This window comes from Bradyrhizobium sp. AZCC 2262 (assembly GCF_036924535.1).
GTDB lineage: Bacteria > Pseudomonadota > Alphaproteobacteria > Rhizobiales > Xanthobacteraceae > Bradyrhizobium.
This window is the reverse complement of sequence record NZ_JAZHRT010000001.1, coordinates 487,776-512,949: the sequence shown is the minus strand read 5'-3', so window position 1 is coordinate 512,949 and position 25,174 is coordinate 487,776. Positions and strand designations below refer to the sequence as shown.

At 61.4% G+C, this 25,174-nt stretch carries 17 protein-coding genes and 1 pseudogene; 8 read left to right on the top strand and 10 right to left on the bottom strand.

All coding sequences use genetic code 11. From position 1 onward, the window contains the following. Positions 1 to 398 precede the first annotated feature (398 nt). The gene (locus V1283_RS02415) at positions 399 to 1,241 is read right to left on the bottom strand and encodes a DUF2147 domain-containing protein (RefSeq protein ID WP_334384847.1); all 843 of its coding nucleotides are present in this window, start codon (positions 1,239 to 1,241) and stop codon (positions 399 to 401) included. A gap of 209 nt (positions 1,242 to 1,450) precedes the next feature. Between V1283_RS02415 and V1283_RS02410 the strand changes: the two genes are divergently transcribed. Continuing rightward, on the top strand, positions 1,451 to 2,182 hold the full coding sequence (locus V1283_RS02410) for a DUF2147 domain-containing protein (RefSeq protein ID WP_334384846.1): 732 nt from the start codon (positions 1,451 to 1,453) through the stop codon (positions 2,180 to 2,182). Positions 2,183 to 2,598: 416 nt separating this feature from the next. Here the strand turns inward: V1283_RS02410 and V1283_RS02405 are convergent, their stop codons facing one another. Together V1283_RS02405 and V1283_RS02400 are read right to left on the bottom strand one after the other, a co-directional pair. Continuing rightward, the gene (locus V1283_RS02405; RefSeq protein ID WP_334384845.1) at positions 2,599 to 5,481 is read right to left on the bottom strand and encodes a hypothetical protein; all 2,883 of its coding nucleotides are present in this window, start codon (positions 5,479 to 5,481) and stop codon (positions 2,599 to 2,601) included. A 435-nt stretch (positions 5,482 to 5,916) separates the two neighbouring features. Then, a pseudogene (locus V1283_RS02400) lies at positions 5,917 to 6,628 on the bottom strand (DNA helicase). Positions 6,629 to 7,036: 408 nt separating this feature from the next. Here V1283_RS02400 and V1283_RS02395 point away from each other — a divergent pair. Beyond that, the gene (locus tag V1283_RS02395) at positions 7,037 to 8,392 is read left to right on the top strand and encodes a FecR family protein (RefSeq protein ID WP_334384844.1); all 1,356 of its coding nucleotides are present in this window, start codon (positions 7,037 to 7,039) and stop codon (positions 8,390 to 8,392) included. A gap of 116 nt (positions 8,393 to 8,508) precedes the next feature. Here the strand turns inward: V1283_RS02395 and V1283_RS44545 are convergent, their stop codons facing one another. Together V1283_RS44545 and asd are read right to left on the bottom strand one after the other, a co-directional pair. Then, the gene (locus V1283_RS44545; RefSeq protein WP_442895692.1) at positions 8,509 to 9,264 is read right to left on the bottom strand and encodes an NUDIX hydrolase; all 756 of its coding nucleotides are present in this window, start codon (positions 9,262 to 9,264) and stop codon (positions 8,509 to 8,511) included. Positions 9,265 to 9,344: 80 nt separating this feature from the next. Then, positions 9,345 to 10,214: an archaetidylserine decarboxylase gene (asd, locus tag V1283_RS02385; RefSeq protein WP_334392935.1), complete on the bottom strand. Its 870-nt coding sequence runs from the start codon at positions 10,212 to 10,214 to the stop codon at positions 9,345 to 9,347. A gap of 34 nt (positions 10,215 to 10,248) precedes the next feature. On the opposite strand from asd, the gene V1283_RS02380 reads away from it, so the two are divergent. Then, a complete protein-coding gene (locus V1283_RS02380) occupies positions 10,249 to 11,913 on the top strand; it encodes an aminotransferase class III-fold pyridoxal phosphate-dependent enzyme (protein ID WP_334384843.1) in 1,665 nt (554 codons plus the stop codon). Positions 11,914 to 12,163: 250 nt separating this feature from the next. On the opposite strand, the gene V1283_RS02375 is transcribed toward V1283_RS02380, so the two are convergent. From V1283_RS02375 to V1283_RS02365, 3 genes are all read right to left on the bottom strand, one after another. After that, complete coding sequence (locus V1283_RS02375; RefSeq protein WP_334384842.1) at positions 12,164 to 12,781, bottom strand: hypothetical protein; 618 nt, start codon at positions 12,779 to 12,781, stop codon at positions 12,164 to 12,166. Between the two features lie 123 nt (positions 12,782 to 12,904). Next, complete coding sequence (locus V1283_RS02370) at positions 12,905 to 13,594, bottom strand: class I SAM-dependent methyltransferase (protein ID WP_334384841.1); 690 nt, start codon at positions 13,592 to 13,594, stop codon at positions 12,905 to 12,907. Positions 13,595 to 13,641: 47 nt separating this feature from the next. Then, complete coding sequence (locus V1283_RS02365; RefSeq protein WP_334384840.1) at positions 13,642 to 14,697, bottom strand: glycosyltransferase family 4 protein; 1,056 nt, start codon at positions 14,695 to 14,697, stop codon at positions 13,642 to 13,644. A 132-nt stretch (positions 14,698 to 14,829) separates the two neighbouring features. Here V1283_RS02365 and V1283_RS02360 point away from each other — a divergent pair, with 132 nt between their 5' ends. Next, entirely contained in the window at positions 14,830 to 16,230 is a 1,401-nt protein-coding gene (locus V1283_RS02360; RefSeq protein ID WP_334384839.1) for a TAXI family TRAP transporter solute-binding subunit, read from the top strand. Positions 16,231 to 17,378: 1,148 nt separating this feature from the next. Further along, a complete protein-coding gene (locus V1283_RS02355) occupies positions 17,379 to 18,062 on the top strand; it encodes a L,D-transpeptidase (protein ID WP_334384838.1) in 684 nt (227 codons plus the stop codon). A 210-nt stretch (positions 18,063 to 18,272) separates the two neighbouring features. Here the strand turns inward: V1283_RS02355 and V1283_RS02350 are convergent, their stop codons facing one another. Next, positions 18,273 to 19,835: a winged helix-turn-helix domain-containing tetratricopeptide repeat protein gene (locus V1283_RS02350; protein WP_334384837.1), complete on the bottom strand. Its 1,563-nt coding sequence runs from the start codon at positions 19,833 to 19,835 to the stop codon at positions 18,273 to 18,275. Between the two features lie 156 nt (positions 19,836 to 19,991). Here V1283_RS02350 and V1283_RS02345 point away from each other — a divergent pair, with 156 nt between their 5' ends. After that, complete coding sequence (locus V1283_RS02345) at positions 19,992 to 20,234, top strand: DUF1127 domain-containing protein (RefSeq protein WP_334384836.1); 243 nt, start codon at positions 19,992 to 19,994, stop codon at positions 20,232 to 20,234. Between the two features lie 1,321 nt (positions 20,235 to 21,555). Then, positions 21,556 to 22,062, top strand: a complete 507-nt coding sequence (locus tag V1283_RS02340) for an NUDIX hydrolase (RefSeq protein WP_334384835.1) — start codon at positions 21,556 to 21,558, stop codon at positions 22,060 to 22,062. 854 nt (positions 22,063 to 22,916) lie between these two features. Here V1283_RS02340 and V1283_RS02335 read toward each other — a convergent pair. Beyond that, positions 22,917 to 23,147, bottom strand: a complete 231-nt coding sequence (locus tag V1283_RS02335; RefSeq protein WP_334384834.1) for a hypothetical protein — start codon at positions 23,145 to 23,147, stop codon at positions 22,917 to 22,919. Between the two features lie 352 nt (positions 23,148 to 23,499). On the opposite strand from V1283_RS02335, the gene V1283_RS02330 reads away from it, so the two are divergent. Next, positions 23,500 to 25,068, top strand: coding sequence for a DUF4403 family protein (locus tag V1283_RS02330; protein WP_334384833.1), 1,569 nt, complete (start codon positions 23,500 to 23,502; stop codon positions 25,066 to 25,068). Positions 25,069 to 25,174: the final 106 nt, after the last annotated feature.

Sequence of the window (25,174 nt, the reverse complement as noted above, 5' to 3'; positions counted from 1 at the left end):
TCAACGCATTGATTTTACGAATTTTTTACCATGTTTCGGGGGCTGCCGCCTGTGGAGAGTTCCCTGGATGGACAGCAACGCTGACTTTTTGGGCCGGGAACGCTTTGCTAGCCTAAAGTGTTATGTGCGGGCACGACGTAACCCAGGGAGCTTTCCCCAATGGATTTCGCGAGTCCTCTCGTGAGCAGACTTTGCGTTGTCACCGCGTATCTTGCACTCGCCTTCGTCGGCGCCATTGTGCTTGGCGTGTTCTAGACTTTCCGTCCAGCGATGGACCTGAACGCCCGGTGGCCGTGTCACCGGGCGTTTTCGTGCGGCACATAGCGTTTTCGAAGCATGCCCTCGGACTTGATCCGTAGGTCGAGCCCGTTCTGATCAAATCAGAACCAACGAAGGCTCTACGAGCGCGACCCCGATAACGTCTGCCACGACGTTACCAGGCTGTCGGCGCGGCGCGTGATGCGGCTCCAATTGTTGCCGGAGCAATAGAAGCGGCCGAGTGCGCAGGCTTCGACGCGCAGCGTGTTGATCCCCTTCATCGACATCGTGCCGTAATACGTCTCGCCAGAGTCCTGGCTGTAGACGCCGCCGGTCCATTGCCGTTCCGTCTCCGGCTTCATGTTGATCAGGATCGCTTCGCCCTTCTCGTTCGATGAACCGAGCACGAAGCCGCACAGCGCATTGCCGCATTTGGCGATCCGCACCGTTCCCTTGCCTTCGGTCTGCCAATCGCCGATTGGAGAATCCGAGGGCTCTTCCTCGGCCTGATGCGTGACGCGCTCGACCTGCGGCGCAGGCTGCACGGTCTCGACTGGCTTCGCATCCGGCGGAGGCGGCGGCACGGGAATCGAAACCTGTTCAACCGGCGGCGGGGGCGGCGGAGGCGCAGCGACAATCTGGCTTCTCGATGCGGCCTGTGCGTAAACGGCCGGCGGCGGCGCGGCAACGATGGTCTTGGCCGGCGCCGTGGTCGCCGGTGGTGCGGGCGGCGAGATCGTCTGTGGCGCAGACGGCGCAGGCTTCACCGGCACGGCCACGTCGCGGTCGTCGTTATAGCGGTCACGCTTGCGGCACCAACCGAGTTTTCGGGAGATCGCCATCGAGGTGCACGAGACCGAACGGCAATGCCTGGAGGATTCGATATGCACCCGATGGCTGCCGACGCTGAATGAAATCGAACGACCGGCATGGGCCGCGGAAGTGAGCGCGATCAGCACGGCGAGAAAACAAAATCGTTTCATTGGAAGCCTCCCCGCTGGTGAGGCGGAAAACTAGTCGCAGCGAAGCCCGGCTGGATGTGATTTGAATCACCGAGCCGCCTGACTGCGTCGCTTTCGGGTCCGACGTTTCCGGGCACCTCGTGACGTACATCACAGAACGCCTCCTTCGCGCCGCGTAGGGTCCGCAGCAGATTCACCGCCACCGCTCACAAGCCGCTCAGGAGCCCGTCATGAAGAAGCTCTACATCCTCGCCGCATTGTTGATGGCCACCACCTCGGCGCATGCCGGCGGAATTACCTTTCAGATCAACGGCGAGCGCATTCGTGTTGAAGCGCCGCGCAACTGCAACGCCATTTCCTGCGTCAAGGTCACCGCGCCCGGCTATAACGGCACGCTCGGCAATGTCGATCTCAAGGGCATGGGCTCCAAGAGCAAGGGCGACGATGACGCCGTGACATCAGCGCCGCCGGCACCGCCTGCACCGGCTCCGGCCCAGGCCACCGCGCCGCAGCCCCCCGCTCCCGCTGCGACTGCGCCCGCGCCCGCTCAGACCGTTGCGGCCGTCACGCCGGCACGAACCGAAGCCGCACCGCCCGCTCCGCCTCCGCCCGCGCCGGTCGCCGCTGCGCCTGCGCCCGCGCCGCAACCGGCCCCGGTGGCCGCCGCCGCGTCCGATCCGAACTCGCCGATCGGCATCTGGTCGACGGAAGAGAACAAGGGCGACGTGCGCATCGAGGAATGCGGCGCCAATCTGTGCGGCTATTCCGTCAACACCGGTGCAAGGATCCTGATCAACATGAAGCCGCAGGGCAGCAAGTGGACCGGTCGCATTCATGATCCCGACAGCGGCCGCAATTACGACTCGACGATCGCGCTGAAGAGCACCAATACGCTCAAGGTCCAGGGCTGCGCCTTCGGCGGCATGTTCTGCGGCGGCCAGACCTGGAAGCGCGTGAGCTGATTTTTCTCCCGAGTTATTTCTATCCCGAGACCTGTTCTCCCCGAGATCTATTCTCCCCGAGACTTGGGCCCCGTGAAATTTCACGGGGCCTCTTTTCATGCGCGTCGTCAAATTGCGCCGAGCGGAGCCAGTCCCTCGATGCGACGCGCCGCATGCAGACCTCGTCCGATCATCCCCCGCCGTTCAGGACGCGCCGGTCGTCAACACGGCGAATGCCACGCGGCTTATTCGGCAGAAACGACCTGATGGCAGCCCATTCAAAGTCCGCCTTCAACCGGCAAAATAGGACAATCGGTATTTCCGAGATTACCTCGTAGCCGGACATATTCCGGACATGCCAAAATCGACGCGAGTGACCCAAAGCGACATCTGACGCCTTTAGAAAATCCACGCTTAGTCAACCGCGCAGACCACGCTCACGACCGATCTGGTTTAGGATTGCTGTAAGCTTCCGTTTGCGTCGCTTCATTGGATTTTACGCCCAGAGCCTCTTTGAGCTTCTCTAATTCCTTGTCGTTGTCGCACCTCTCAAATAGCTTCTCGAACTTATCCCGGGTTGCTTTGGAAAGCGCCCACCCGAGCGGCGGATTGATAGGCTTGCGCTTGTCATTAGTTGCAGCCTGGCACATGGCTAAATGAACGAACACGCGTTTCGTCGCTGCGGGAGCTGCTTTACCGCTCTCGATGCTAGCGGGGTGTGATGCCGCCGACGAATCTTCACAGCACAAATGGGCAAGGCTGGTGACGGCGGCGAAGCCGTGAGCTCCCCGCACCGACATGATCCCCTTCAGGGGAGCGCTCAGTTCGTTGACGAGCGACACGATTCTGCCTTCCTCGGGAGGCGCCGCGAGGAACTCGCCGTCTTCGCCGTTGCGCCTGCATCGCTGGCGGACCAGCGTGGACACTTCCATTGTTGGATCGCTGCTGATCTGCAGGATCACAGGTCTGATCTTGTCTTTGCCGATCGCCTCAATAGCCTTGCTGGCGAGCTCGAACGCCGTCTGCGCACCGTAGTTGTCGAAGTAACCGCCATCGATTACGAAACCGTGGGAGTTGCTGTTTGGCGTGAGCCAGTCATAAAGCTTGCGGGGGTAAGCGATTAGAGTGTCAACGAAAGACAGTTGCTTGCCGTCGGTAGGGTCTGGCTTGCCAGCGGGAGGGGTAGCAGGGATTAGATTGCCCGCGGGAGAAACGTAGGTAAAGCGAGCGCTGTTGTGGGCAGCCGTGCTGAGCCGCATGTCGGATCCGAGCAGGTTGAGAGCATCGTAGCTGTCGACAAAGGTGTCCCGATCAATCTTGAGATTGCTGGTAATGATGCGCCGCCCGGTCCCCTGATGGGTGGCATTGAACAGTACCGCTGGCCGCCATGTTACTTCTGCTTGCGGCGCCCCGAGTTTGGGGAAGAAGCTGAGAAAGGAACGAGACAACAGGCGGCCTGGATCATCCTTCCGAGTTCGCGCGCTTTCGAATCCGGTTTCGAGTGCATCACCGCGATCGATCTGTCCAAAGTCAGGCAGAAAGTTGGATGGAATGTCTATGAAGGCGAGGCTTGCGAGCCCTGGCGCCAGAAGATCAGCTTTGAGATATGAGGTCGGCTGGACCGGACGACTTTTATTCACAGCATGGTCGTCTACCTCTGCGATATACGCGGCCGATCCAACGCTACCACCGGAGACGCCGCTGATAGCGAACAAGAGATGCCGCATCAACCCATCGGCCGCAGCTTTGCCGGCATCGGGATACTGATGTTGGATGGCCTCAGGACCCAATTCTTTCTCAAGCGTCTCAAGAACGGTCGCCGTCCAATAGGCGGCCCGAATGCCGCCTCCCGCAGTCGCGATGATGAAAAGTGGAACGGGCTCTCCGGGTTTGATGGCATCGTAGACAGGTTTAGCCTGCCGGTACCACGCCAGAGCCGCCTCCGCTACCTTCGGCCGCTGATTGTGGTCAGTGGCGACGTTGCACTGCGGGACGCAGAGCCGAACACGATGATAGTTGCGAAACGACATCAATAGCCCGGGCAACACCAATAGCCCGAGGAAAGCACACCATACAGCCCGTCTGTGAACCGCCTTGAAGCCACGCCCCTTGCAATCCTGCGCCACGGCCTCTGCAATGAGATCCAACAGATTGGCCGCAACCAGGAATGAACCGAACGCGAAGAACGCAATGATCAGCGACCCAAAGAGTTGGCCAACTCCCACCGGCGTGAACCAGATAAAGACCGTGCCGGAGAACATGATTGCTGCGAGCGTCAAACCACATTTCCACGAGATCCTCGCTTCTGCCTGAGCATCAAGTCCGCGCGGCACCCTACGACGGAACCAGCTGATCAAAGTCAAAAAGACTATCGCTGAGATTGATATCGTCAATGTTCCGGGAAGGAGTCCCGTCGGAAGGGGTTCCGGCCACCATCGAAGGAAACTGAAGAACACAACTCCAAGGCCCACAACCACCCACATATTCCGACGGGCGCTCGCTCGCTGGGCGGCATGACTTCGGTTTCGGCGGGAAATCACCCCATGATCCAGGAACCATACAAACAGTATGGCGAGCAGAATGGCGCTTGGCGCAACCAATACAAGCAGAACATTCGGGACCGTATGGGTAAACTCACTATCTTTCAGCGCCGCGCAAGAGAGACTCCACGCAGCCAGAAAATGGGCAAGGACGCCGACAAGTCGGGGTCCCCAGAACAGGAGAACCTGATGCTTTTTGGGGTGCTCAAAAGTCCGACTGAGTCCAATCCTCGCTGACAACCATGCGCTCAGAGCCCAATAGAAAAGGACGAGACAGAGTGCACTGGTCCGGACCCGAGTGACCCAGGTGACTTCAGTGTCCATCAGACCGAGGCCAAGTTCCCGCCCCTGATCATTGACAAACAGAAGATAGGCCGCGAGAGCCATAACGGCGATTGGCAACCACATCGCAGCGACAGCCCGGCAAAAGTCTTTTAATTCTGCTGATTCTGCGATGCTGACAACGAACCTGAGGCCAAGAAGGGAAGCATAACCGGCGACCGCGAGAAGAGCGAGAGACTGAGCACAGCTCCAGTCGAGCCAGGTAAACTTAAACCAGACAAACAATGAGTCTAACCCGGCAAACAGCCCAAAAAAGGCGACTGCTATAAGCAACCGCGGCAGTAGCGCGCTATAATGCAAACCAAAGATGATCCAACCGTTCAGGCCTCCCTCCGACTTGCCACTCCAGCCGCCGATAAGAAGCCGCCAGATCTTCACCAACCGGTTCTGCGATGTGTTTTTGGGCCCCATCGCCGGGTCTTTGCTGCGCAACGTCAATGGAAAATCCTGTCTTCCACATGGATGCTCTCCGCTCTTGAGAGGGACCAGCTGTGTTTCACCACCAGGATATTTTGTTGTAAGAAACCCTTCCCCGACCTAGGCGGCCTTTGCTTACACTATCAATGGTTGCGTCCTGCCAATGTGAGCCAGCTCACAGCCCCGACGTCACTTCATGGCGATCGTTGGCTGGATCGAACGGCGGTCAGCCTCTTCAGCTTACGGTAGGACGGCTTCGCAGAGGTATAGAGCGGTGCAGACCATCGTTCGAACCAACGTTGCCAAGGAGGAAACTTGACGATCTGCCTTTGGACTACGCTCGCGAAGACAGCGGAGACTTGAGGTATTGATCTCCATGGCTCGCACCGCCTTCCGCTCAGCAAGCGACGCCGGACACGCAAGATGTGAATTTTTGCGCTCGCCACCTCGCCGAGGCTAGCTTGCCGCTCGAAACTGAACCTCACCGTTGTTCAGAAAACAGGTCTTGGTGAAAAGACTCAGATCCAGCGGATTGGGCAATCTGACATCTTCCAGATCGGGGCATGGTTTCTTCAGAGGATCGTACGAACGATCGATCTGGGAGATAAAGACGAAGATCAGCCCGCGATCGCGTGCGAACGACCGCAGCGTGCGAACCTGAACCATCAATTCCGGGTTCTCACGCTTCTGGTCGAGCAGTTGCAGATAGTCCACGACCACCAGGGTGCCGCGAGGCGCTGTGGCCAGCCGCTTGACGATGTAATCCGAACTTATTTCGTCGGAGCTGTCGAATTCAAACAGACCGGCAAAATCCTCCCGCTTCGCGCTGATGGCCTGGAAACGATCCCATGTCTTTTTCCGTATACTCCAGCGTGAAGAAAACGCCTCGACTGCCGGATTTCATGGCTTGCACGGCAAGTTCGAGACTCATCAGGGTTTTGCCCTGGCCCGGGCGCGCGCCCACCAGCACCAGGTCGCCGGGCGCCAGCCGCGCAAACAGTTTTTCAGCCGGCGCGGTGGCGGTCGCTTTGGCCGCGAGCAAACTCCAGGCGCCAAAACCCTCTTGCCTGGCAATGCGGTCGAGCGCCTCGTGCAGCGGGATATTTTCTGCACGGGATAGAAGTTTGGCCTTGCGCTTCAAGTGATAAAGGGGCGCAGACAGCTTCATCGAAGAACCTCCTATTGCGAGCAATGATCGCAACCCCTCCTTATGCTTGGTGCTCGAACAGTTGGTTCGATGATCGCAATGGCCCCGCATGAATGATGCTTTCCCGACGGAGGGGGGAGGCATGGGCCGCGCCAGAATCAGATTATAGCCGATCCCTGCTGAAGAGACATTGCCGACTTTGGGCGGCGACGTGGAAAAGCAGTGGAAACGGCCCGGTATCCGGCAGCCATGCGGGGGGACCGCGCTCCCGCGACGAAACAAATCTCCCTGCGACGAAACACCTTTGCGCTTGCGTGGCGCTTGCTCGTTTCGGCCTCCGGTGACAACGTGGTGTTCATCCCGCATTCAGGCTGACGGCGCTGAAATCAGGGCCCTGCCGTCTGCCCTCCCCGTGAACGGAAATCCCCGATGTCGCGCCAACTGTCCTTCGCGCTACTGCTGTTGGCCTGCAGCGCGACGATCGGCACGACGGAAGTTTTCGCAGGAGCCTCCGGGCTGACGCAACTGGCGCAGGCGCAGGCCGATCCCTCACAGCCCGCCGCACCGGCGGCGGCGCCCGATCCCGCCACGCCTGACGCGACCACCGCGGACGCGCCCGAGGAGCCGATCGGCAACGTCGCGACCGTGACCGGCAGCGCCAGCGTGATCCGAAACGACAAGACCACGCCGCTCAAGGTCAAGGACGACATCTATCTCAACGACGTGGTGCAGACGGCTGCGAATTCCACACTCGGCATCACGTTCATCGACGCCACCACGTTTAATCTCAAGGCGAGCACCAAGATCACCATCGACAATTACGTCTATGAGGACGGCGGCAAGAGCAACGCGGCGATCTTCGACGTCGCCAAGGGCACCGCCGCTTTCGTCGCCGCCGCGGTGGCCAAAACCGGCGACATGAAGATCACGACGCCGACGGCGACGCTCGGCATTCGCGGCACCACCGGCCTCGTCGAAGTGCCGGAGGGTGCCGCCGCCAACAATCCGAACAACGTCGCGGTCAAGCTCTATCCGGACGCGGACGGAAGGGTCGGCCGGATCGAGGTCAACGACCGCGCCGGCGCGCGGCTCGGCTTTCTCACGCAAGGCGCGAGCGGCTTCACCATCCGGCCAGGCAGCGGCGGCGCGCGCTTCGCCGCGGTGCCGCTGGTGATCCCGCAAGCGGTGATGCTGCGCGATCAGGGCTTTGTGCGCCAGCTTCACTCGACGCAGAATGTCGGCCGGCAGGTCGTGTCCCAGCAGCGCGAATTCCGCCGCGCCAATCCCGGCTTCGTCAATCCGAACCGTCCGATCCGGCAATTGCAGCCCGGCCAGCAACGGCCAAACGGTCTGCCTGGCCAGCGGCGGCCAAATGGTCTGCCCGGACAACCCGGTCAGCCGCCGCTGCCGAGCGTGCCGAATCGTCCCGGACAGCAGCAGCCCGGTCAGCTCAATCGTCCTGGACAGCAACAGCCCGGTCAGTTGAACCGGCCCGGTCAACAGCAACAACCGGCTGCGCCGAACCGCCAGGGTCAGCAGCAGCCGGCTTCGCCATCACGACCAGGCACGCCGCGCGCGGGGCAACCGCCGCAGCCCGGCGCACCGCTGGCACGGCCGGGACTGCCGAACAGGTACGGCGTTCCCGGGCCGCAGCGCGTGCCCGGACTGCAGCGCGCGCCCGGCGTTCAGGGAGCGCCTGCCGCGCAGCGTCCGGGATTGCCCGCCGCGCCGAGGCGGCCTGTGCCCGTGCCGCAACGCGGCAAGCCGCCGAAGGAGCAGCGGTAGAGCGTTTTCGAGCGAAGTGGGTACCGGTTCGCATGAAGAAAACGCGTCAAAACAAGAATCTAGAGCTTCGGTTCTGATTCAATCAGAACCGATAATGCTCTAGCCGGAAGATGGAGTCAGGTATCGCGCCGCAGCCAGTTGCGCAGCTTCTCGATGAAGCTTCGCGGCTGCTGCCGCGTTCGATTCACCGCCGTATCGACGGCCACCGGCTCTATCTCCAGCGCAAATGACGGCGGGCCGGCCGGCTGCGCTTCATCAACGGCTTGATCAACGGATGGGACGGCAGTCGCATCGATCACGACAGTCACATCGTCGTGCTGCGCAATCTCCGGCGAGGGTTGATCAGGCAGGGACGGAGCAGGCGTGGGAGTGACCGCAGGCGGCGCTGTCACGTCCGGCCGCCGTGTCCAGCGCTTCTCCGGCGGCTGCTTGGCGCGCGCTCTCCGGGTGGTCGCGGCATGCGCGGCGGCGGAGAGCGCGATCGGGCCGACATTTTCGAGAAACGCGCGCTCATAATCGCGCGAGAGCCGGTCGACGGCGTCCGCAAGCGGCAGCCAGTCTACGGCCTTCACGTCACGCATCAGTTCATGAACCGCGCCACCGCGGGCTTCCATGCGCCAGTAGTGCACGACCTTGGAACCGCCGCGGGACTCATAGACCAGCGTGCCCAGAAATTCATGCACGGCAACATCATGGCCGGTTTCTTCCACCACCTCGCGTTCGGCGGCGGCGCGCGGCGTCTCGCCGTCGTCGAGCTTGCCCTTGGGCAAAACCCATTCGTTGCGCTTGCGCAGGCGCACGACCGCGACCAGCGGCGTTTGCCCCTGCCGCAATACAATGCCTCCCGCCGCCAGAACGGGCGATCGCGCCATCTCTCTCTTCCCGCGTTATCGCAACTCACGAATCCAGTGCGAGCGCGAGCATATAGAGGGATGGGCGCGGAGAATCGAGCCTAAAGCTGCGGTTTCCGCAACAACGGCTCGCCGGCGCGAATGCGTGCGCCGTCGGCGACACCGTCAGCGAATTCGAAACTCTCCGGCGCCAGCACGATGATGGTCGAGCCGTGCTCGAACCAGCCGAGTTCGTCGCCTTTCTTGACCCGCGCAAAGCAGGCGAAGTCCACCGGCCCCCTGCTCTGCGCGTTGAGTGTGACATCGAGGAAATGCAGGCGGATGCTGGCAACAAGAATGGCGGCGACCGGCACCAGCGTCAGCGCCTCGCCGGTCGAAAGCCGCGTGCGCAGCACCGCGCGCTCGTTCTTGCAGAACAAGCGCTCCACTCGCTTCAGCGCGATCGGATTGACGTTCCAGACATCGCCATGGATGAACGTCACCCTCTTGATCGTGGCGTCATAGGGCGCGTGGAAACGATGATACATGCTCGACGTCAGCCGCAGCGTGAGGAAGCGGCCGTTGCGGTGCTGCTCCACCAGCGCGGGATCTCCGAGCAAATCCAGCAGCGAATAAGGCGCGCCCTTGATCTGGAACAGCTCGGTATCCGCGATTCTGCCGAAGGCGCCGATGATGCCGTCGGAGGGACTGACCACGACGGCGGGATCGGGATCGGCGGGGCGCAGCCCCGGGCGGAGTTCGCGCGTAAAACAGTCGTGCAGGCTTTTGAATTCGGTCTTTTTGGCTTCCGACAGATCGAGATCGGAAAACAGCCGCCAGCAGGCGATCGAGGCATCGCGCACCAACGGGTTCTCGATCTTGCTGAACCAGCCCATGAAGCGGGTCAGCGCCGCCCGCGGGATGCGGTTGGTCAACAGGAAGTTGAGGTCTTCCTGCTGGGTAAAGCGGGCGATCAGGCCCCGGATTGTCATCAATCTGTCAGCAGGATTGGCTAGCGCTTCAGGCATGGATTCGTCCCTTCCGATTCTTTCCCTGTCCGCCGCTGCGGTCGCTAGCGCCGCGGCAGTGTTCCCCAAATTGCAGGCGCGGCTGGCGCTGTCGCGCGCCAAGCACCGCTCGCTGACCGGACATTCCAAAATGTCCAAAATGGTCGCGCGGCTGCTGCCGCATTACGAATTCGATATCGACGGCTTCTTCTGCTCCGACGGCGCGCCCGGCAACGTCGCCATGCAGCGCCAGGACGCCTTCTTCCGCCTCGCCTGCCTCTATGAGGAGCGCTACGCCAAGGGCCGGAAGATGACGGCCGAGGCGGCTGCGCACATCTCCGACCTGCAGTTCACCGAAAGCTACCGGGTGCCGTTCCAGTACAGCCGGCTGGTGCGGGAAAATCTGGGCACCGGCGCCTTCATGCAGTCCTCCGCCGGCGTCACCGTGACCGACGTCGACGGCAACGTGTTCTACGACCTGACCGGCTCCTACGGAGTCAACATCTTTGGCAACGACTTCTACAAGGAGTGCATCACGGAAGCCGAAAAGCGCGCCCACGCGCTCGGCCCCGTGCTCGGCCCCTATCATCCCGTCATCACCGAGAACGTGCAGCGGCTGTGCACGATTTCGGGGCTCGACGAAGTCTCGTTCCACATGTCCGGCACCGAAGCGGTCATGCAGGCGGTGCGGCTGGCGCGCTACCACACCAGGCGCACGCATCTGGTTCGTTTCGCCGGCGCCTATCACGGCTGGTGGGGCGACGTGCAGCCCGGCGTCGGCAATCCCGTGTCGCCGCACGAAACCTATACGCTGGCCGACATGTCGGAGCGGACGCTGCATGTGCTGCGCACGCGCAAGGACATCGCCTGCGTGCTGATCAATCCGCTGCAGGCGCTGCACCCGAACGCCAACGCACCCGGTGATTCCGCGCTGGTGGACAGCTCGCGAAAAGGTGCCTTCGATCGCGCGGCCTACACCGAATGGCTGAAGAAACTGCGCGAGGTCTGCACCGAACGCGGCATCGTGCTGATCTTCGACGAAATCTTCGTCGGCTTTCGGCTGGCCGCCGGCGGTGCGCAGGAATATTTCGGCGTCCACGCCGACATGGTGACCTACGGCAAGAGCCTTGCCGGCGGCCTCCCCGTCGGTGTGGTCTGCGGTCGCAAGGATCTGATGCGCCGCTTCCGCGACGATCGTCCTGCCGACGTCTGCTTCGCCCGCGGCACTTTCAATTCGCATCCCTACGTCATGACGGCGATGGATGAATTCCTGTCGCGGCTCGCTAGCCCGAACTTCAACGGCGTCTACCAGGGGCTTGACGAGACCTGGAACGGCCGCGCCGAGACGCTGAACGCGCGGCTGGCGGCAAAGGATTTGCCCGTCCGCGTCAGCAATCTCTCCTCGATCTGGATGGTGCAATATACCGAACCGTCCCGCTACAACTGGATGCTTCAATATTATCTCCGCGCCGAAGGGCTGGCGCTGAGCTGGGTCGGCACGGGCCGGCTGATCTTCAGCCTCAACTACACGGACGCGGACTTCACCGAAGTTGCCGACCGCTTTGTCGCAGCGGCCGAGAAGATGAAGCGCGACGGCTGGTGGTGGCACGATGCTTCGATGACCAACAAGAACATCAAGCGGCAGATCCTGAAAGAGATGCTTGCCAAGCGGCTTGGACGCTGACGGCGAGTTCGAACCTATCCCCGCCATCCCCGGGATGATACGCAATCGCGTTCACCCGAGGGAGCGCGAAGCGCGTCTCGAAGGGCGACGGCCACCGGTGGGGCCGTGCATCCTTCGAGGCTCGCTCCACTCGCACCTCAGGATGACGGTTCACCATAGTGTGACGATTCAATTCAAAGCCATCTTGCTGCCAAGATGTGAATGGCCGGGACAAGCCCGGCCATGACGCCTTCTCTTTCAACCGCAACACTTACGCGTGCTTGACGTGCTTCTCGAGACCCGGATCGATCAGCTCGCCCTTCATCAGATACAGCGGCGCCTTGTAGTACAGCTTGAGATCGCTGAAGGGGTCGGTGAGGATCTTGGTCATCCAGACCAGACCGGTCTCGACGTCGCGGATGAAGAACAGGTGGACGGTGCGGAACAACAACCCGCCGGCTCCGACCACGAGCCAGATCTTGGCCACCTGGCGCATGAAGTCCGCCGGCGACGTCCAGGGCGTAAACAGACCGAACAGGGTCGGGTCGAAATACAGCACCAGCGGCGACAGCGCCCAGATCGCCATCAGCACGACCTTGCGCTGCAGGTTGTAGCCGACCTTGATTTCTTCCTTGTGCTCATGGGTGGCGTGGTTGACGTGGTCATATCCCCTCGGCTCGAAGAAGAAGTGACCGGCCTGCCGCGAGGTCATGGAGACCAGCCAGCCGACGAGCGCCGATACCATCGGATCGATGAACAGCATCGCGTAAGCGAACAGGAAGCTCGCGGCGCTGACGAAGTGCAGCGACTGGTTGATGCGGCTGTGGTGATAATAGCGATGGTCGTCCCAGCGCTGGGTTCGCAGTTCCTGCAGGAAATTCTTGATCATTCTCTACCCCCAAATTCTTTCGGGTTAACGTTTACTGAGATTCGATGTCCGGCATGTGACATCATCATGTTGACATGTGACGGCTTGCAGCGGCGCGATGACGCGGGCGGCAACGCCTGCGCGTCAGGCCGCCGCGGCGACGTCGCTTTTACGAAAACGCACCAGGGAGAAGTGCCCGAGCGGCGGCACCAGGCGGCGCTCGGCCAGTTCCATGCCGCGTGCGCCGGCCAGCCATTGCGCATAGCGCGACCAGGCGAACTCGGCGGTGCGGAAGCCGAGCGGACGCACCACCGGTTGCAGGCGCTGTTCGATGAAGCGGCGCATGCCGGCATCGGCGCTGACGCGGGTCAGGATGATAAGCTCGCCGCCCGGCCGCAGCACGCGGGCGAATTCGTCGAGCGCCTTTTCAGGGTTAGGCACCGCGGTGACGACATACTGCGCCATCACGACGTCGAAGGAATCGTCGGGGAATTCGAGATTTTCGGCATCTATCACCGCAAGGCCCTCGACGTTCTTCAGGCCGAGTTCGTCGACGCGCTTCTTCGCCTTCTCCAGCATCAACTCCGAAATGTCGGTGCCGAAGATGCGCAGATGCGGCGCGTATAGCGGCAGCGAAATGCCGGTGCCGACGCCGACTTCGAGCACGCGGCCGCCGATCTTGTTGGTCGCCTGGATCGCCGCCTTGCGCCCCTTGCTGAACACGCCTCCGAACACGAGGTCGTAAACCGGCGCCCAGCGATCATAGGCCTGCTCGACCGTTTCGCGGTCAAAATCCAGAGTCCTCGTACCGTCAAGCTTGATGATGTCTGCCATGGTTGCTTCTGCCTTCTCGTCTTACGCGTATGACTGGCTTGATGCTGTTAACTCTGGACGGCGCTCGCGGCGGGCGCCCGGCGCACCGGCCGCAGCGCGCGGCTCGGCTGCAGCGCCGTCAGATTGCCGATGAACTGCCGCGCGCTGTTTTCCCAGGAGCGCGAAAGCGCAAAATTCCGGCAGGCTTCGCGCGACATCGTCAGCGCGCGCAAGGACGCGCTGCGCAGATCGGTGTCGATCGCGCCGATCGGATGATCGGCAATGACATCCTTCGGCCCGGTGACCGGAAACGCCGCGACCGGCGTACCGCAGGCCAATGCCTCGAGCTGCACGACGCCGAAGGTGTCGGTGAGGCTCGGAAACACGAAGACGTCGGCGGCGGCGAGATGCGCGGTCAGGTCCGCCCCCTTCTTCTCGCCGAGGAAGATCGCACCAGGAAATTGCTTTGCGAGTTGCGCCTTCTGCGGGCCGTCGCCGACGACCACTTTGGAGCCCGGCAGGTCGAGCGACAGAAACGCTTCAAGATTCTTTTCCACCGCGACGCGGCCCATCGTCATGAAGATCGGCCGCGGCAGGTCGAGCACGGCCGGCGCATGCGGGTTGAACAGTTCGGTGTCGACGCCGCGCGTCCAGAAACCAAGCTTGCGGAATCCCCGCGCGGAAAGTTCCTGTCGCAGCGAATCGGTCGCGACCATGGTCGTGGAGGACGCGGCATGAAAGTGCCGCATCACCGCATAGCCGACGCCGAGCGGGAGCCCGGTGCGGACGGCGACATATTCGGGAAAGCGTGTCGTATAGGACGTGGTAAACGCGAGCTTACGGCGGCGGCAATAGGCGCGCACGGCCCAGCCGATCGGCCCCTCGGTCGCGATATGGAGGGCATCGGGGGCGGCCTTTTCGATCCGCCGCGCGATCTCGCGCCGGTTCGGCAGCGCGATGCGCAAGCCAGGATAGGTCGGCAAGGGCATCGACGGAAACCCGTCCGGGGTGAGGAAGCTGATATCGGCGCCCAGCGTTGAGGCGCTGCGCGCCAGCGACGTCAGTGTGCGGACCACGCCGTTCACCTGCGGATGCCACGCGTCGGTCGCGATCAATATCTTCATGTCCCGGACCCGAGATTAATGATTCTCAAATCCGACGTTGGGACATGGATATTTCAAGCGTATGACGTCATCGTTCTGTAAGGTTGTTTTTTAAGCCCCTCTCCATGCATTTTCGTGTAACGTGACAGAACGATGTCAGACTCGAACGACAATAATGCGCGATCCCGACGGCGGCGACAGCGGAGGAGCTATGCGCTCCTGATCCTCGCCGCCGGCATGCTCGCATTCGGCGTCGCCGCCGGCACGCTGTATTACGCGCTGCGGCCGACCACGCTGCGGATCGCGGTCGGACCTGCCGGCAGCGAAGATCAGAAACTGATCCAGCTCATGGCCCAGACGTTTGCGCGCGAAAACAGCGCGGTGCGGCTGTCGCTGGTCACGACGGAAGGGGCGGCGGAAAGCATCGCGTTGTTCACCGCCGGCAAGGCCGACCTCGCCGTGGCGCGGGGCGATCTGAACCTGCCTGAAAACGCCGAGTCGGTTGCCATCCTGCGCAAGAATGTCGTCGTGCTGTGGGCGCCGTCCGGCCTTCCCGCCAAAGGCTCGAAGAAGCAGCCCAGCCCCAAGATCAAGAGTCTCGATGAACTCGCCGGCCACCGCGTCGGCGTGATCGGGCGGACGCAGGCCAATGTCACGCTGCTGCGCGTGATCCTCAAAGAGTCCGGCATCAATCCCGACAAGGTCACGATTACCCAGTTCGGCACCAACCAGCTCGGCGAGATGGCGCGCGATCCGTCGATCGACGCCTTCATGGCGGTCGGCCCGCTCAAGAGCAAGATCACCGTGGACGCGATCGCAGCGACGGCAACCGCCCGCGGCGAGCCGAAATTCCTGCCGGTCGACGTTGCGGACGCGATCGCGAAGAAGAACCCGATCTACGAATCCGAGGAAATTCCCGCCAGCATCTTCGGCTCCTCGCCGCAGCGGCCGGAGGACAAGATCGATACGGTTGCCATCAATCACCTGATCATCGCGCCGAAATCGTTGTCGGACACGGCGGTCGCCGCCCTCGCCCGCCAGCTTTTCACCAACCGCCAGCAGCTGGCGCGCGAATTGCCGACCGCCTCACAGATCGAAAAGCCTGACACCGACAAAGACGCCGCGCTGCCGGCGCATGCGGGCGCGGCCGCCTATATCGACGGCAACGAACGAACCTTCCTGGAAAAATACACCGACTTCATCTGGTTCGCGGTCCTGATCGTCTCGGGCCTGGGATCGGCCGGCGCCTGGCTGAAGCACTACTGGAACAAGGACGAGCGCGAGCAGTACATTGCCCATCGCGATCATTTGCTCGAGCTGATTGCGAGGGTGAGGAAGGCGGAAACGCCGGAAGAACTCGCGGAAATGCAGGGCGCCGCCGACGTCATGCTGCGCGAGGCACTCGACTGCTATGATGACGGCACCATCGAGGAAGGTGACCTCTCGGTGATCGGGCTCGCGCTCGAACAGTTCCATCACGCTGTCGCCGACCGCCGGGTGGTGCTCGCCGCGCCGGCAGGTGCAGCCGACGCGCCGCGGATACGCGTCGGTTAGGCCTGATTGGTCTGGCCGATTTTTTCCTTGTACGACGGATTGACGTTCCCTTCTCCCCTTGTGGGAGAAGGCACCATTTATGACGCAACTCAGGACGTTCTTTCGCAGCGGTATTTCAAATCGCAGCTTCATGCCGAGCTGTTGCGCTTTTGCCACCTCATTCCGCGCACGCTGTGCCTATAACGAACTTGGAGGTGATCGGCATGTTCGACGTATACGTTCGAGGAAAGAGCCAGCTTCTGGTGATCCGACGGGGAGTGCCACTGCCTGCGGGAATAGTAGGCGGTTGGCGAAAAAAGCGAGCGGCTCGCACTGTTAGTGACGAGATAAGCAGCGCGGTTATGCGGGAAGGCTTCTACACACGCTCACAGATGCCGCTGATCGATAGTCCCGCGGATGTGCTGGCAAGTTAGGAACGTCCCGTTCCGACCTAACATTTGTCAGTTCGGTCTGCCTGTTCTCCGTGCCACCGTCATGGAAAATTAAGACAGGCAGGGGACGATCAAGGATTATCAAGCCCATCTGGAGAAGCTGCGTAAAGACGCGGCCGAATGTGCGCTCGTCCGGGACTTGGCTACCGACAAAGCGAAGCGCGAAATGTTCGATCGGCTGGCACGGCATCTGGATCAACTAGCCGACGAGGTTGAGCGGGCCATGAATGTTCGAAAGACCGGCTAAAGGTAGCGGTGCGAGTACGCGGGCAAAAGCGCTACTCGTTCTGCTGGGTGTCACGGCGTTAGGCGCTTACTATGTGGGCCGCCAGAGCATCAGCAATGCGCCAGTCGCGGCGTTCGCGCAGCCGCAGCAACCCGTAGCCAAACCCGTGGCCTTCGCAGCCTCTGTATCACCTCCCATTGCAGCGGCCGCGACCTCAAGCGTTAATAACAATCCGGCCCCCACCATCAGGGCCCAACCCGCAACCGTCCACGCCCCGAAAAACCTGCGCCGTCAGAGGTTCCCGCTGGGGGAGAGGGGAAGTAAGCGCGCCAGCCTCTCCCCGGCAACGAAACCTTAACGAAACAATTCCCTAACGCGACGAAACCATTTTGGCGATTTCGTGCAAATGTCCTGAAACGGTTCACCTGTAGATCTTTCCCCAACGACGCGCCGAATAACGGCGCGACTGGGCGTAGAACAGGGGACGACCAATGTTTAATTCATTGAAACTGAACACCCGTATTGCTGCCACAGCTTTTGGTGCGCTGGCGATCGGCGCGACCGCATTTTCCGCACCCGCCGCCGCAGCCCCGCTGCCGCTGTTTCCGTTTTTCCTGCCGCAGATCGAAGCCGCCCCGCCGCCGGTGCAGGCTGTGCCCCAGGATGAAGAAGACCGTTCGGTCGAGTTGCCGGCGCGCCTGCGCCGCCAGGTCGTGAGCTACCCGACCCGCGAGGCGCCGGGCACGATCATCATCGATACCCCGAACACCTATCTCTATCTCGTGCTCGGCAACGGCCAGGCGATGCGCTACGGCATCGGCATCGGCCGCGACGGCTTCACCTGGTCCGGCACGCAGACCATCACCCGCAAGGCCGAATGGCCGGCCTGGACCCCGCCCCCGGAAATGATCGCCCGCCAGCCCTATCTGCCGCGCCACATGGCCGGCGGCCCCGGCAACCCGCTGGGCGCCCGCGCGATGTATCTCGGCGGCACCATCTATCGCATCCACGGCACCAACGCGCCGGAGACAATCGGCACCCGCGTTTCCTCCGGCTGCCTCCGCCTCACCAACGAGGACGTCAGCGATCTCTATTCGCGGGTCAGCGTCGGAACCAAGGTGATCGTGCGGCCAATGACGGATCGCCGCGCCGACCTCGGCCGGACCATCCGCTGAACCATTAGCGTTTCTTGATGCGAATAGCGGCCCCGGCCTTCGCCGGGGTCGTTTTGTATTGATCTAAAACGTGTACTCATAAATTGCGTTTGTTCGACAATCGCTGGCGGATGTCCGCTTTACCCCCGAAAGCGGCCAAATAGCAGACATCTCGATCTGTCCGCTTAGTGCCAGGACCGGAAGTCGTCGCAGCGAGGCGGCGCGTCGTGCTCATTCCGGCATTCCGGCGAGGCGATAGGCTTCCTGTAACTTCGCAAGGTCTTGATCCCTCCTGAACGGAGCCCCCTTTCGCATCTTGGACACGCGATCAGATGGAGAGAGCAGAGCAGTTTGCTCCCAGAGCCGTCGGGCAGCTTCTATGTTGCCCGACAGTGCATGACAGGCCATTGTTATGCGAAGAGCTATCACATAGTCGGGATGATGACGCAACGCATCGGCTGCGCACTTGAGCCCCTGCTCATAGTTCCCAAGAAAGAAGTTGGCGAAAGCAAGCCCGCCATGTGCAAAGAAAATGCTGGGAGCCAGCGGGCTTAGCCTCAATGCGCGTTGAAAGTAGTCAATCGCTGCTCGGTGGTCGCCCAGGTACAATTTCGCCGATCCACCCCCCACCCATCCGAGCACTCCGTTTGGATTAAGGCGAATTGCTTCCTCCAAAAGACTGTCGGCCAATTCGACTTCATAGCCGATAGCGGCCAGAACTATCGCAGATTGCGCCAATACCCACGGGTCTTGTCTCCCTAGGCGTAAAGCGCTTTTCGCGCAGGCTATTGCTCGAGATGCGTCCGCTGCTGGATCGGTGCTCCACCGCCAAATTGTGCGCTGTTGGAAAGTCGCCGCCAATCCTGCGTAAGCCGGTGCAAACTGCGGGTCCAGCGCGATAGCCTGCTCGAAGAGACCAATTGCCTGCTCCGTGGCGTCCCTTGTACGTTCCCAATGTGCCGCCAGCGCGCGCAGATGATAATCGTACGCATCGAGACTGCTGGTAGGTTTCCGCTTGGCACGTTCGATTTCGGCTTGGGTCACGCTGGGAGCGATTGCGCCAACCACGCTGGCAGCTACCCGATCCTGCAGCTCAAACACGTCCTCGAGTGCTCCGTCATATCGGTCTGCCCACAGATGAGCGCCGGAAGCTGCATCGATCAACTGGCCCGCGATCCGGATGCGATTGCCGGATTTCCGGACGCTCCCCTCGAGAACATACCGGACCCCCAAATCTTGAGCCACTTGCTTGATATCGACAGCTCTGCCCTTGAACGTGAAACTGGAGTTGAGAGCGATTACGAAAAGCTGTTTGTTTCGAGAAAGGGCGGTAGTGATTTCTTCGACCATTCCATCGGCGAAGTATTCCTGCTCAGGATCACCGCTCATGTTCTGGAATGGCAGCACCGCGATGGAAGGTTTGTCGGGGAGCGCGAGGGCAAGTTTTTCCGGTTCTGTCTCGGGGGCTTCGGAGCTTTTGCCTCCTTCTTCCCGCACTGGCCCTATGAAACGGAAACCCTTCCGCGGCAACGTCTTGATGAAGCGCTGCTCCTCGCCGGTATCGCCGATCACGTTCCGGGCGGCATTCAGGCGGGTCGTCAGCGCGGCATCGGATACGATACGTCCGTTCCAGATGGCGTTAATAAGGTCGTCTTTGCTAACGACGTGCTCCCTGTTGCGGATCAGGTATTCGAGAAGGTCGAACGCCTGTGGCGCGACGGAAACGACGTCCGCTCCGCGATACAACTCGCGCCGGTCAGTGTCGAATGCGTACTCCTCGAAGAGATAGCGCAAGCTGCCAATTCCTCAGGCGGCCTCCGATCATCGGGGCTCCAGCACCAGTTGCAACGCAAAGAATAAGCCGCCGGTGAGGAAAATGTAAGCCGCCTGTGAAGCCGGCACGCTGGTGCATTGGCACTCTCCTCGGACTGGAAACGAGGAGATACCGTCATGTACACGGCTCTTGGTGCAGCAGAACTGAAGCAGGCGACCAGATCGACGCAGCGCGTATCAAACTTTCTTGGGAGTTGCTGGGGGGCATTTCAGGAATGGCGCAAACGCGAGAGATTACGCGCCGAATTGTACGGCCTGAATAACAGGGAGCTGATGGATATCGGTATCACGCGCGGCGAGATCGAGTACTTCGCCTCGAACGGGGGTATCGACCCGCGGGGCATCCGAACCGCCGAATGATCGTTCGATATCTGCCAAGTAAGGATGGACGGCCGGAATTGGGGACATGACTAGGCGCATCATTGCCCAGAGGCCGACTTCCGTTGTGGGTCATTCGCGTCGGTTTGGCCGGACCACGGTGAGTCCCGGTTTACCCCGGTGAACGGACATTCTCAGGATAGGCGGGCATGTCTCAAAGGTGCCACAAGCAGACATCAGCTCGATTTTGACGGTGAGGACTCTAGGACGTTGTAAGCCAGACTGAGGCGGCTGTGCCGGACGCCATTTAGTTCGTGCGGTGCGGAGGCTTCTTCTTTCGATGCTGTGTCGGCTGCGTTGCCTTTGGAGGCTGCGGAGGTTGCGGCCAGTAGGCACAGCCGAAGCTACAGCCACAGCCGGCACCGCATCCGGCGGCCAGCCTTAGTTTTTGGAAGAGCGGTGGTGGTCCAGCATTTTCCTTGTCGAAGACATAGAACGTCGCCAAACTAACGTCGGAGATTTCCTCCTCACCAAGAAAGATTTCGTGCTTCTGCGAGGGCGGTGATGTATTCGCCGACGCTTCGCTAGTTGAGGCGCACGCACCGCTTGCCATCGAGAGAGACATGCCTGCAAACCCTAAGACGGGTAAGGCTTTGCTCCGACGCTTGCCTATGGAAGAGCGCTTCGGCATGGCACAATTCCCCCACGTGCTTGGGCATACTAAACTAAACTGGCGGATGAAATCCGACCGAGCTAGTTCCAGTAAAGACCAATGATGGCAGTGGAGGTTATGCCGACCCCGGCGGCGGTCAAGCCTTTGGCCAAGCGGGAAGCCGACCCAAGTCCGGTTTGCCTTTGGGGGCCGACATGGCGGCTGCAGGCCCGGATGTCGGCTCGGGCCAGAAGCGAAATCGACAGCGTCCATCAGAGACAACAACTCCTCTCGCATCCGCGGCGTGCTCCATGATCCCGCCAATTTGATCGGTCGTGAAGCCGCTACACCTTGGGATCGTAGCCGCTTGTATGCACATGAACGGGGCTCGTTCGATAGGATTGACGAGGATGCGTTCCGCTTTGGCCTTCGGCCTGTTGATCACCCTGTGTGCTTCTGCCAACGCCGAAACGGTTCATCACTTCCGCACGAGCCACCATGTCACCATTCAGCCCAGCCAAGGTATGTGCGTCCCTCCGAGCTGCTACAAGTTTCCAGGCTATCCGCCCTTACCTCCGGAGGCGATTAGAACTCATGACCCGTCCACCTTCGGAGGCGGTTGACCTGACTCACCCTCATCTGCCCATGGACCACTCCTAGTACCGGCGAAAAGCTGTCCCTCTAACCAGCAAAGGTAGTAGAGGTTGATCCATGTCAGACCTTGGACAAACTCGACGTTCCACGCTTCTCGACGCTGCCTGGCGGACAGCATACCGCGTCGGCTTCCCACTTGCCCGCATCTGGTGGCGACTGCGTCACCAAGAGCATGAAGGGGCACTTGTGGCTGTCTACGTCGGTCAGGCGCTGCTGCTGGTGCGCTCGTCGTATAGGATCGAGTGGAACTTCCCCGGCGGCACTGTCCGGCAGGATGAGACGCCTGAAGTAGCGGCTCGCCGCGAACTGGCAGAAGAGATCGGCCTCGCCGGAGTATTCCCGCTGGTTGCCGTGGGCGACGCCCAGGGCCTCTGGGAAGGGCGAAAAGATAAAGTGCATTTCTTTGAATTACGACTGGATCGGCTGCCCGAGTTGCAGCTCGACAACCGCGAGATCATCGGCGCACGGCTGATATCGCCGAGCGAGTTGCGCGGCATGGCGCTGACCGGGCCGGTCGCCGTCTATCTTGGCAGGACGATTGCGCCGGGCTGCCATTCAGAGTGACCGCGCAACGCTGCTGCAATGTTCACGATACTTGAAGGCTGAAAGCTTCCGACCGACGCGAGCGGATGGCGACCGATGGTGCGAATGTCAATGGCACGGCTTGGGAGCGACAACCATACCCTACCACATCATTTGCATGAGGGGCTGTGTTGTGCGTCACAGCAAAGATTGGCCGCCCATGTCTGAATCGGGTCATTCGCGTCGGTTTGACCGGATCACGGCGACTTCCGGTCTACCCCGGTGAACGGACATTCTCAGGATAGGCGGGCATGTCTCAAAGGTGCCAAACTCAGAACGAAAGGGTTGGGAGACGGGCGCGAATTTTGCGGTCTGCGGCTACTACTCGCACAGCCGCGACTGCGCCGTAGTGCTATTTTTCAGAACTGGCCCGGTTGAGCAGGTGGACTGGGCCAATCCGATCGCAGGTTGTTCGGGTTATTCCGATCGAATAAGTCCTGCCTAATAAGGCCGCTCGTGCGAGCATCAATTGAAGGTGGGGTTCTGCGAGGCTCATGGCTTGGTGCGACTACGACTCCGCGCCGTACGACGCAATTGACAGGATAGCCAGCGTATTGGCAGTAAACTACGGCACTCCCCGTTCCAGTGCTTCCAGCTAAGAAACCAATTATTAGCGACGCCCACAACGCGATTGATCGCTTCATTTTAGCCTCCCGGGGCAAACCACTCTCGTAGCCATTCCACGATACAGCATGATCGCAAAAGCAGTGTCGGGCTATGCAAAACAGTCAAGATCACTGCAGTTTTCTTCGGCTTTGCGCGTCGCGGTCCCCGTCATTTCGACGGCCTCCGCTCGACTGTCGAGGGTTGCTACGAACCGTTGCCGCAATCGCGGATCAGCCGCAGACTCGCACTCGGCGGACCCGCCAGCCATGGCCGTCCCAGAAACGCTGTGTCACCCATTCGCAACTGCCAAAATCGTCGTATGGCCCGCGACCTGCTCCGTAAGGGGCGGGCTCATAATAGCGGCCCGGAGCGGCGACGCCGCGCTGTGCGCTTGCGGGCGTCGCGGCGAGCGAACCGGCAATCGTTGCGACCGCGACAAAAGCAGCAAATGTCTTCTTCATTCCAGGCCCTCCTGTGCGTGCATGACGTGCGGCCACGCGGCCGCCGCACCATCAACGACGCCAAGAAAATTCCCGCCGTTGCATGTCCCCCCAGCGGCCATTGTATCAGGTCAACTGAACGCATTGATAGGGGCTGGCTTCGAGTTGCTTGCTGCAAAGTCCTGATGTCCGTTGTAGATCCAAAAGCGGAAATACTCACACTGAGCAGATGTTGTCGCTTTACCCTTAAAAGCTGACATCCGATCTGCGCATTTATGAGTACACGCCCTGATGCAGCCTTATTGCGCAGTGGCGTGGCCCTCGCCGCCGCTGTAGAACGTTGTGGGGCGATTCATTGGGATCCGGGGGGACGATGCGTCTGCCGATGCATCTGAAGACAGTTTCGATTGCACTCGCGGTCGTCATTGTCTCGTTTGTAGCCAGCCTGAAGGTCATGGACTTCGTCGCGCCGCGCGTCACGAACCGACCACCCGCGCTCGCCGAATTGCCGCCGCTGCCGCCGGCGCCACGCGCATCCACCGTGATGGCGCCGATTGCGGTGACGCTGTCGGCGATCCGCGACGCCGCCGATCGCGGCGCGCCGCGATCCTTCACGGGCAAGGCCGACAATCCGATCTCGCAGATCCTGCAGAACGCCGATATCGGCTGGACCGCTTCGCGTGGGCCGATCGTTGCTACCGGCGCGCAGGACATGCTGTCGTTGACGACACCGCTGACCGGCACATTGAACGTCACCGGCTCGCTGTCGGCAAAGGCGACGGGTGCGGTCGGCGAGGCCCTCGGCGGCCTGCTCGGCGGCAACGTCGCCAAGCAGATCGGCAGCGTGAACATCAAGAACCTCAACGCCAGCGCCGAGATCAAGGGCAACGTCATGATATCGGCGCGGCCGAGGATCGCGGAGAACTGGCGCATCGAGCCGAATTTGACCGCACAGGTCAATCTCGGCGACTCGAGCCTCAGCGTGGCCGGCGCGCGCGTCAGCGTACCCGCGCAGGTGAAGCCATTGATCGACAAGAACGTCGCCGAGCAGATCGCGCTGGTGCAGGCGCGCATGCGCAACGATCCGACCTTCGAACAGAACGCGCGGGTGCAGTGGGCCAAGGCCTGCCGCTCGATCCCGCTGCAGGGCACGACGGCCGGCTCGACGATGCCGACGCTGTGGCTGGAATTGCGGCCCATACGCGCAATTGCCGCGCAGCCGCGCATCGACGCTTCGAACCTTACGCTGACGCTCGGCATCGAGGCGGAGACCCGCATCACGCCGGCCGAGACCAAGCCCTCCTGCCCGTTCCCCGCCACGATCGACATCGTGCCGCCAACGCCGGGACGGGTCGCGATCGGCGTGCCCATCGACATGCCCTTCACCGAGATCAACAGAATCGTGGAAGCGCAGTTCGCCGGAAAGACTTTTCCGGAAGATGGCTCCGGCTCGGTCGACGTCACTGTCAAACGCGCCAGCGTCGCGGCGTCGGGCAACCGCCTCTTGATTTCGCTGCTGGTCAGCGCCAAGGAAAAAAAGAGTTTTCTCGGCCTCGGCGGCGAGGCCAATGTGCATATCTGGGGAAGGCCGGTGCTCGATCAGGCCGAGCAGACGCTGCGGCTGACCGATATCGAGCTCGCCGTCGAATCGGAGGCCGCCTTTGGACTGCTGGGCGCCGCGGCCCGCGCGGCCATCCCGCATTTGCAGAAGACGCTGGCGGAAAAGGCCACCGTTGACCTCAAGCCGTTCGCCGCCAACGCCCAGAAGAAGATTGCGGCCGTGATCGCCGATTTCCAGAAGAACGAGGAAGGCCTGCGGGTTTCGGCCGAGATCAGCAAGCTGCGGCTCGCCGGCATCGCCTTCGATTCCAAAACGCTACGCGTGATCGCGGAAGCCGAAGGCGCGATCAACGTCTATGTCAGCGCGCTGCCGGCGCTGTGACGCCGAGCAGCGCGCCAATCTCCCGCCATTGCGAGCGCAGCGGCGTAATCCGTAGGGTGGGTGGCCAAAGCGAAGCGTGCCCACCATTCGCGTTGCGATCCGTTGA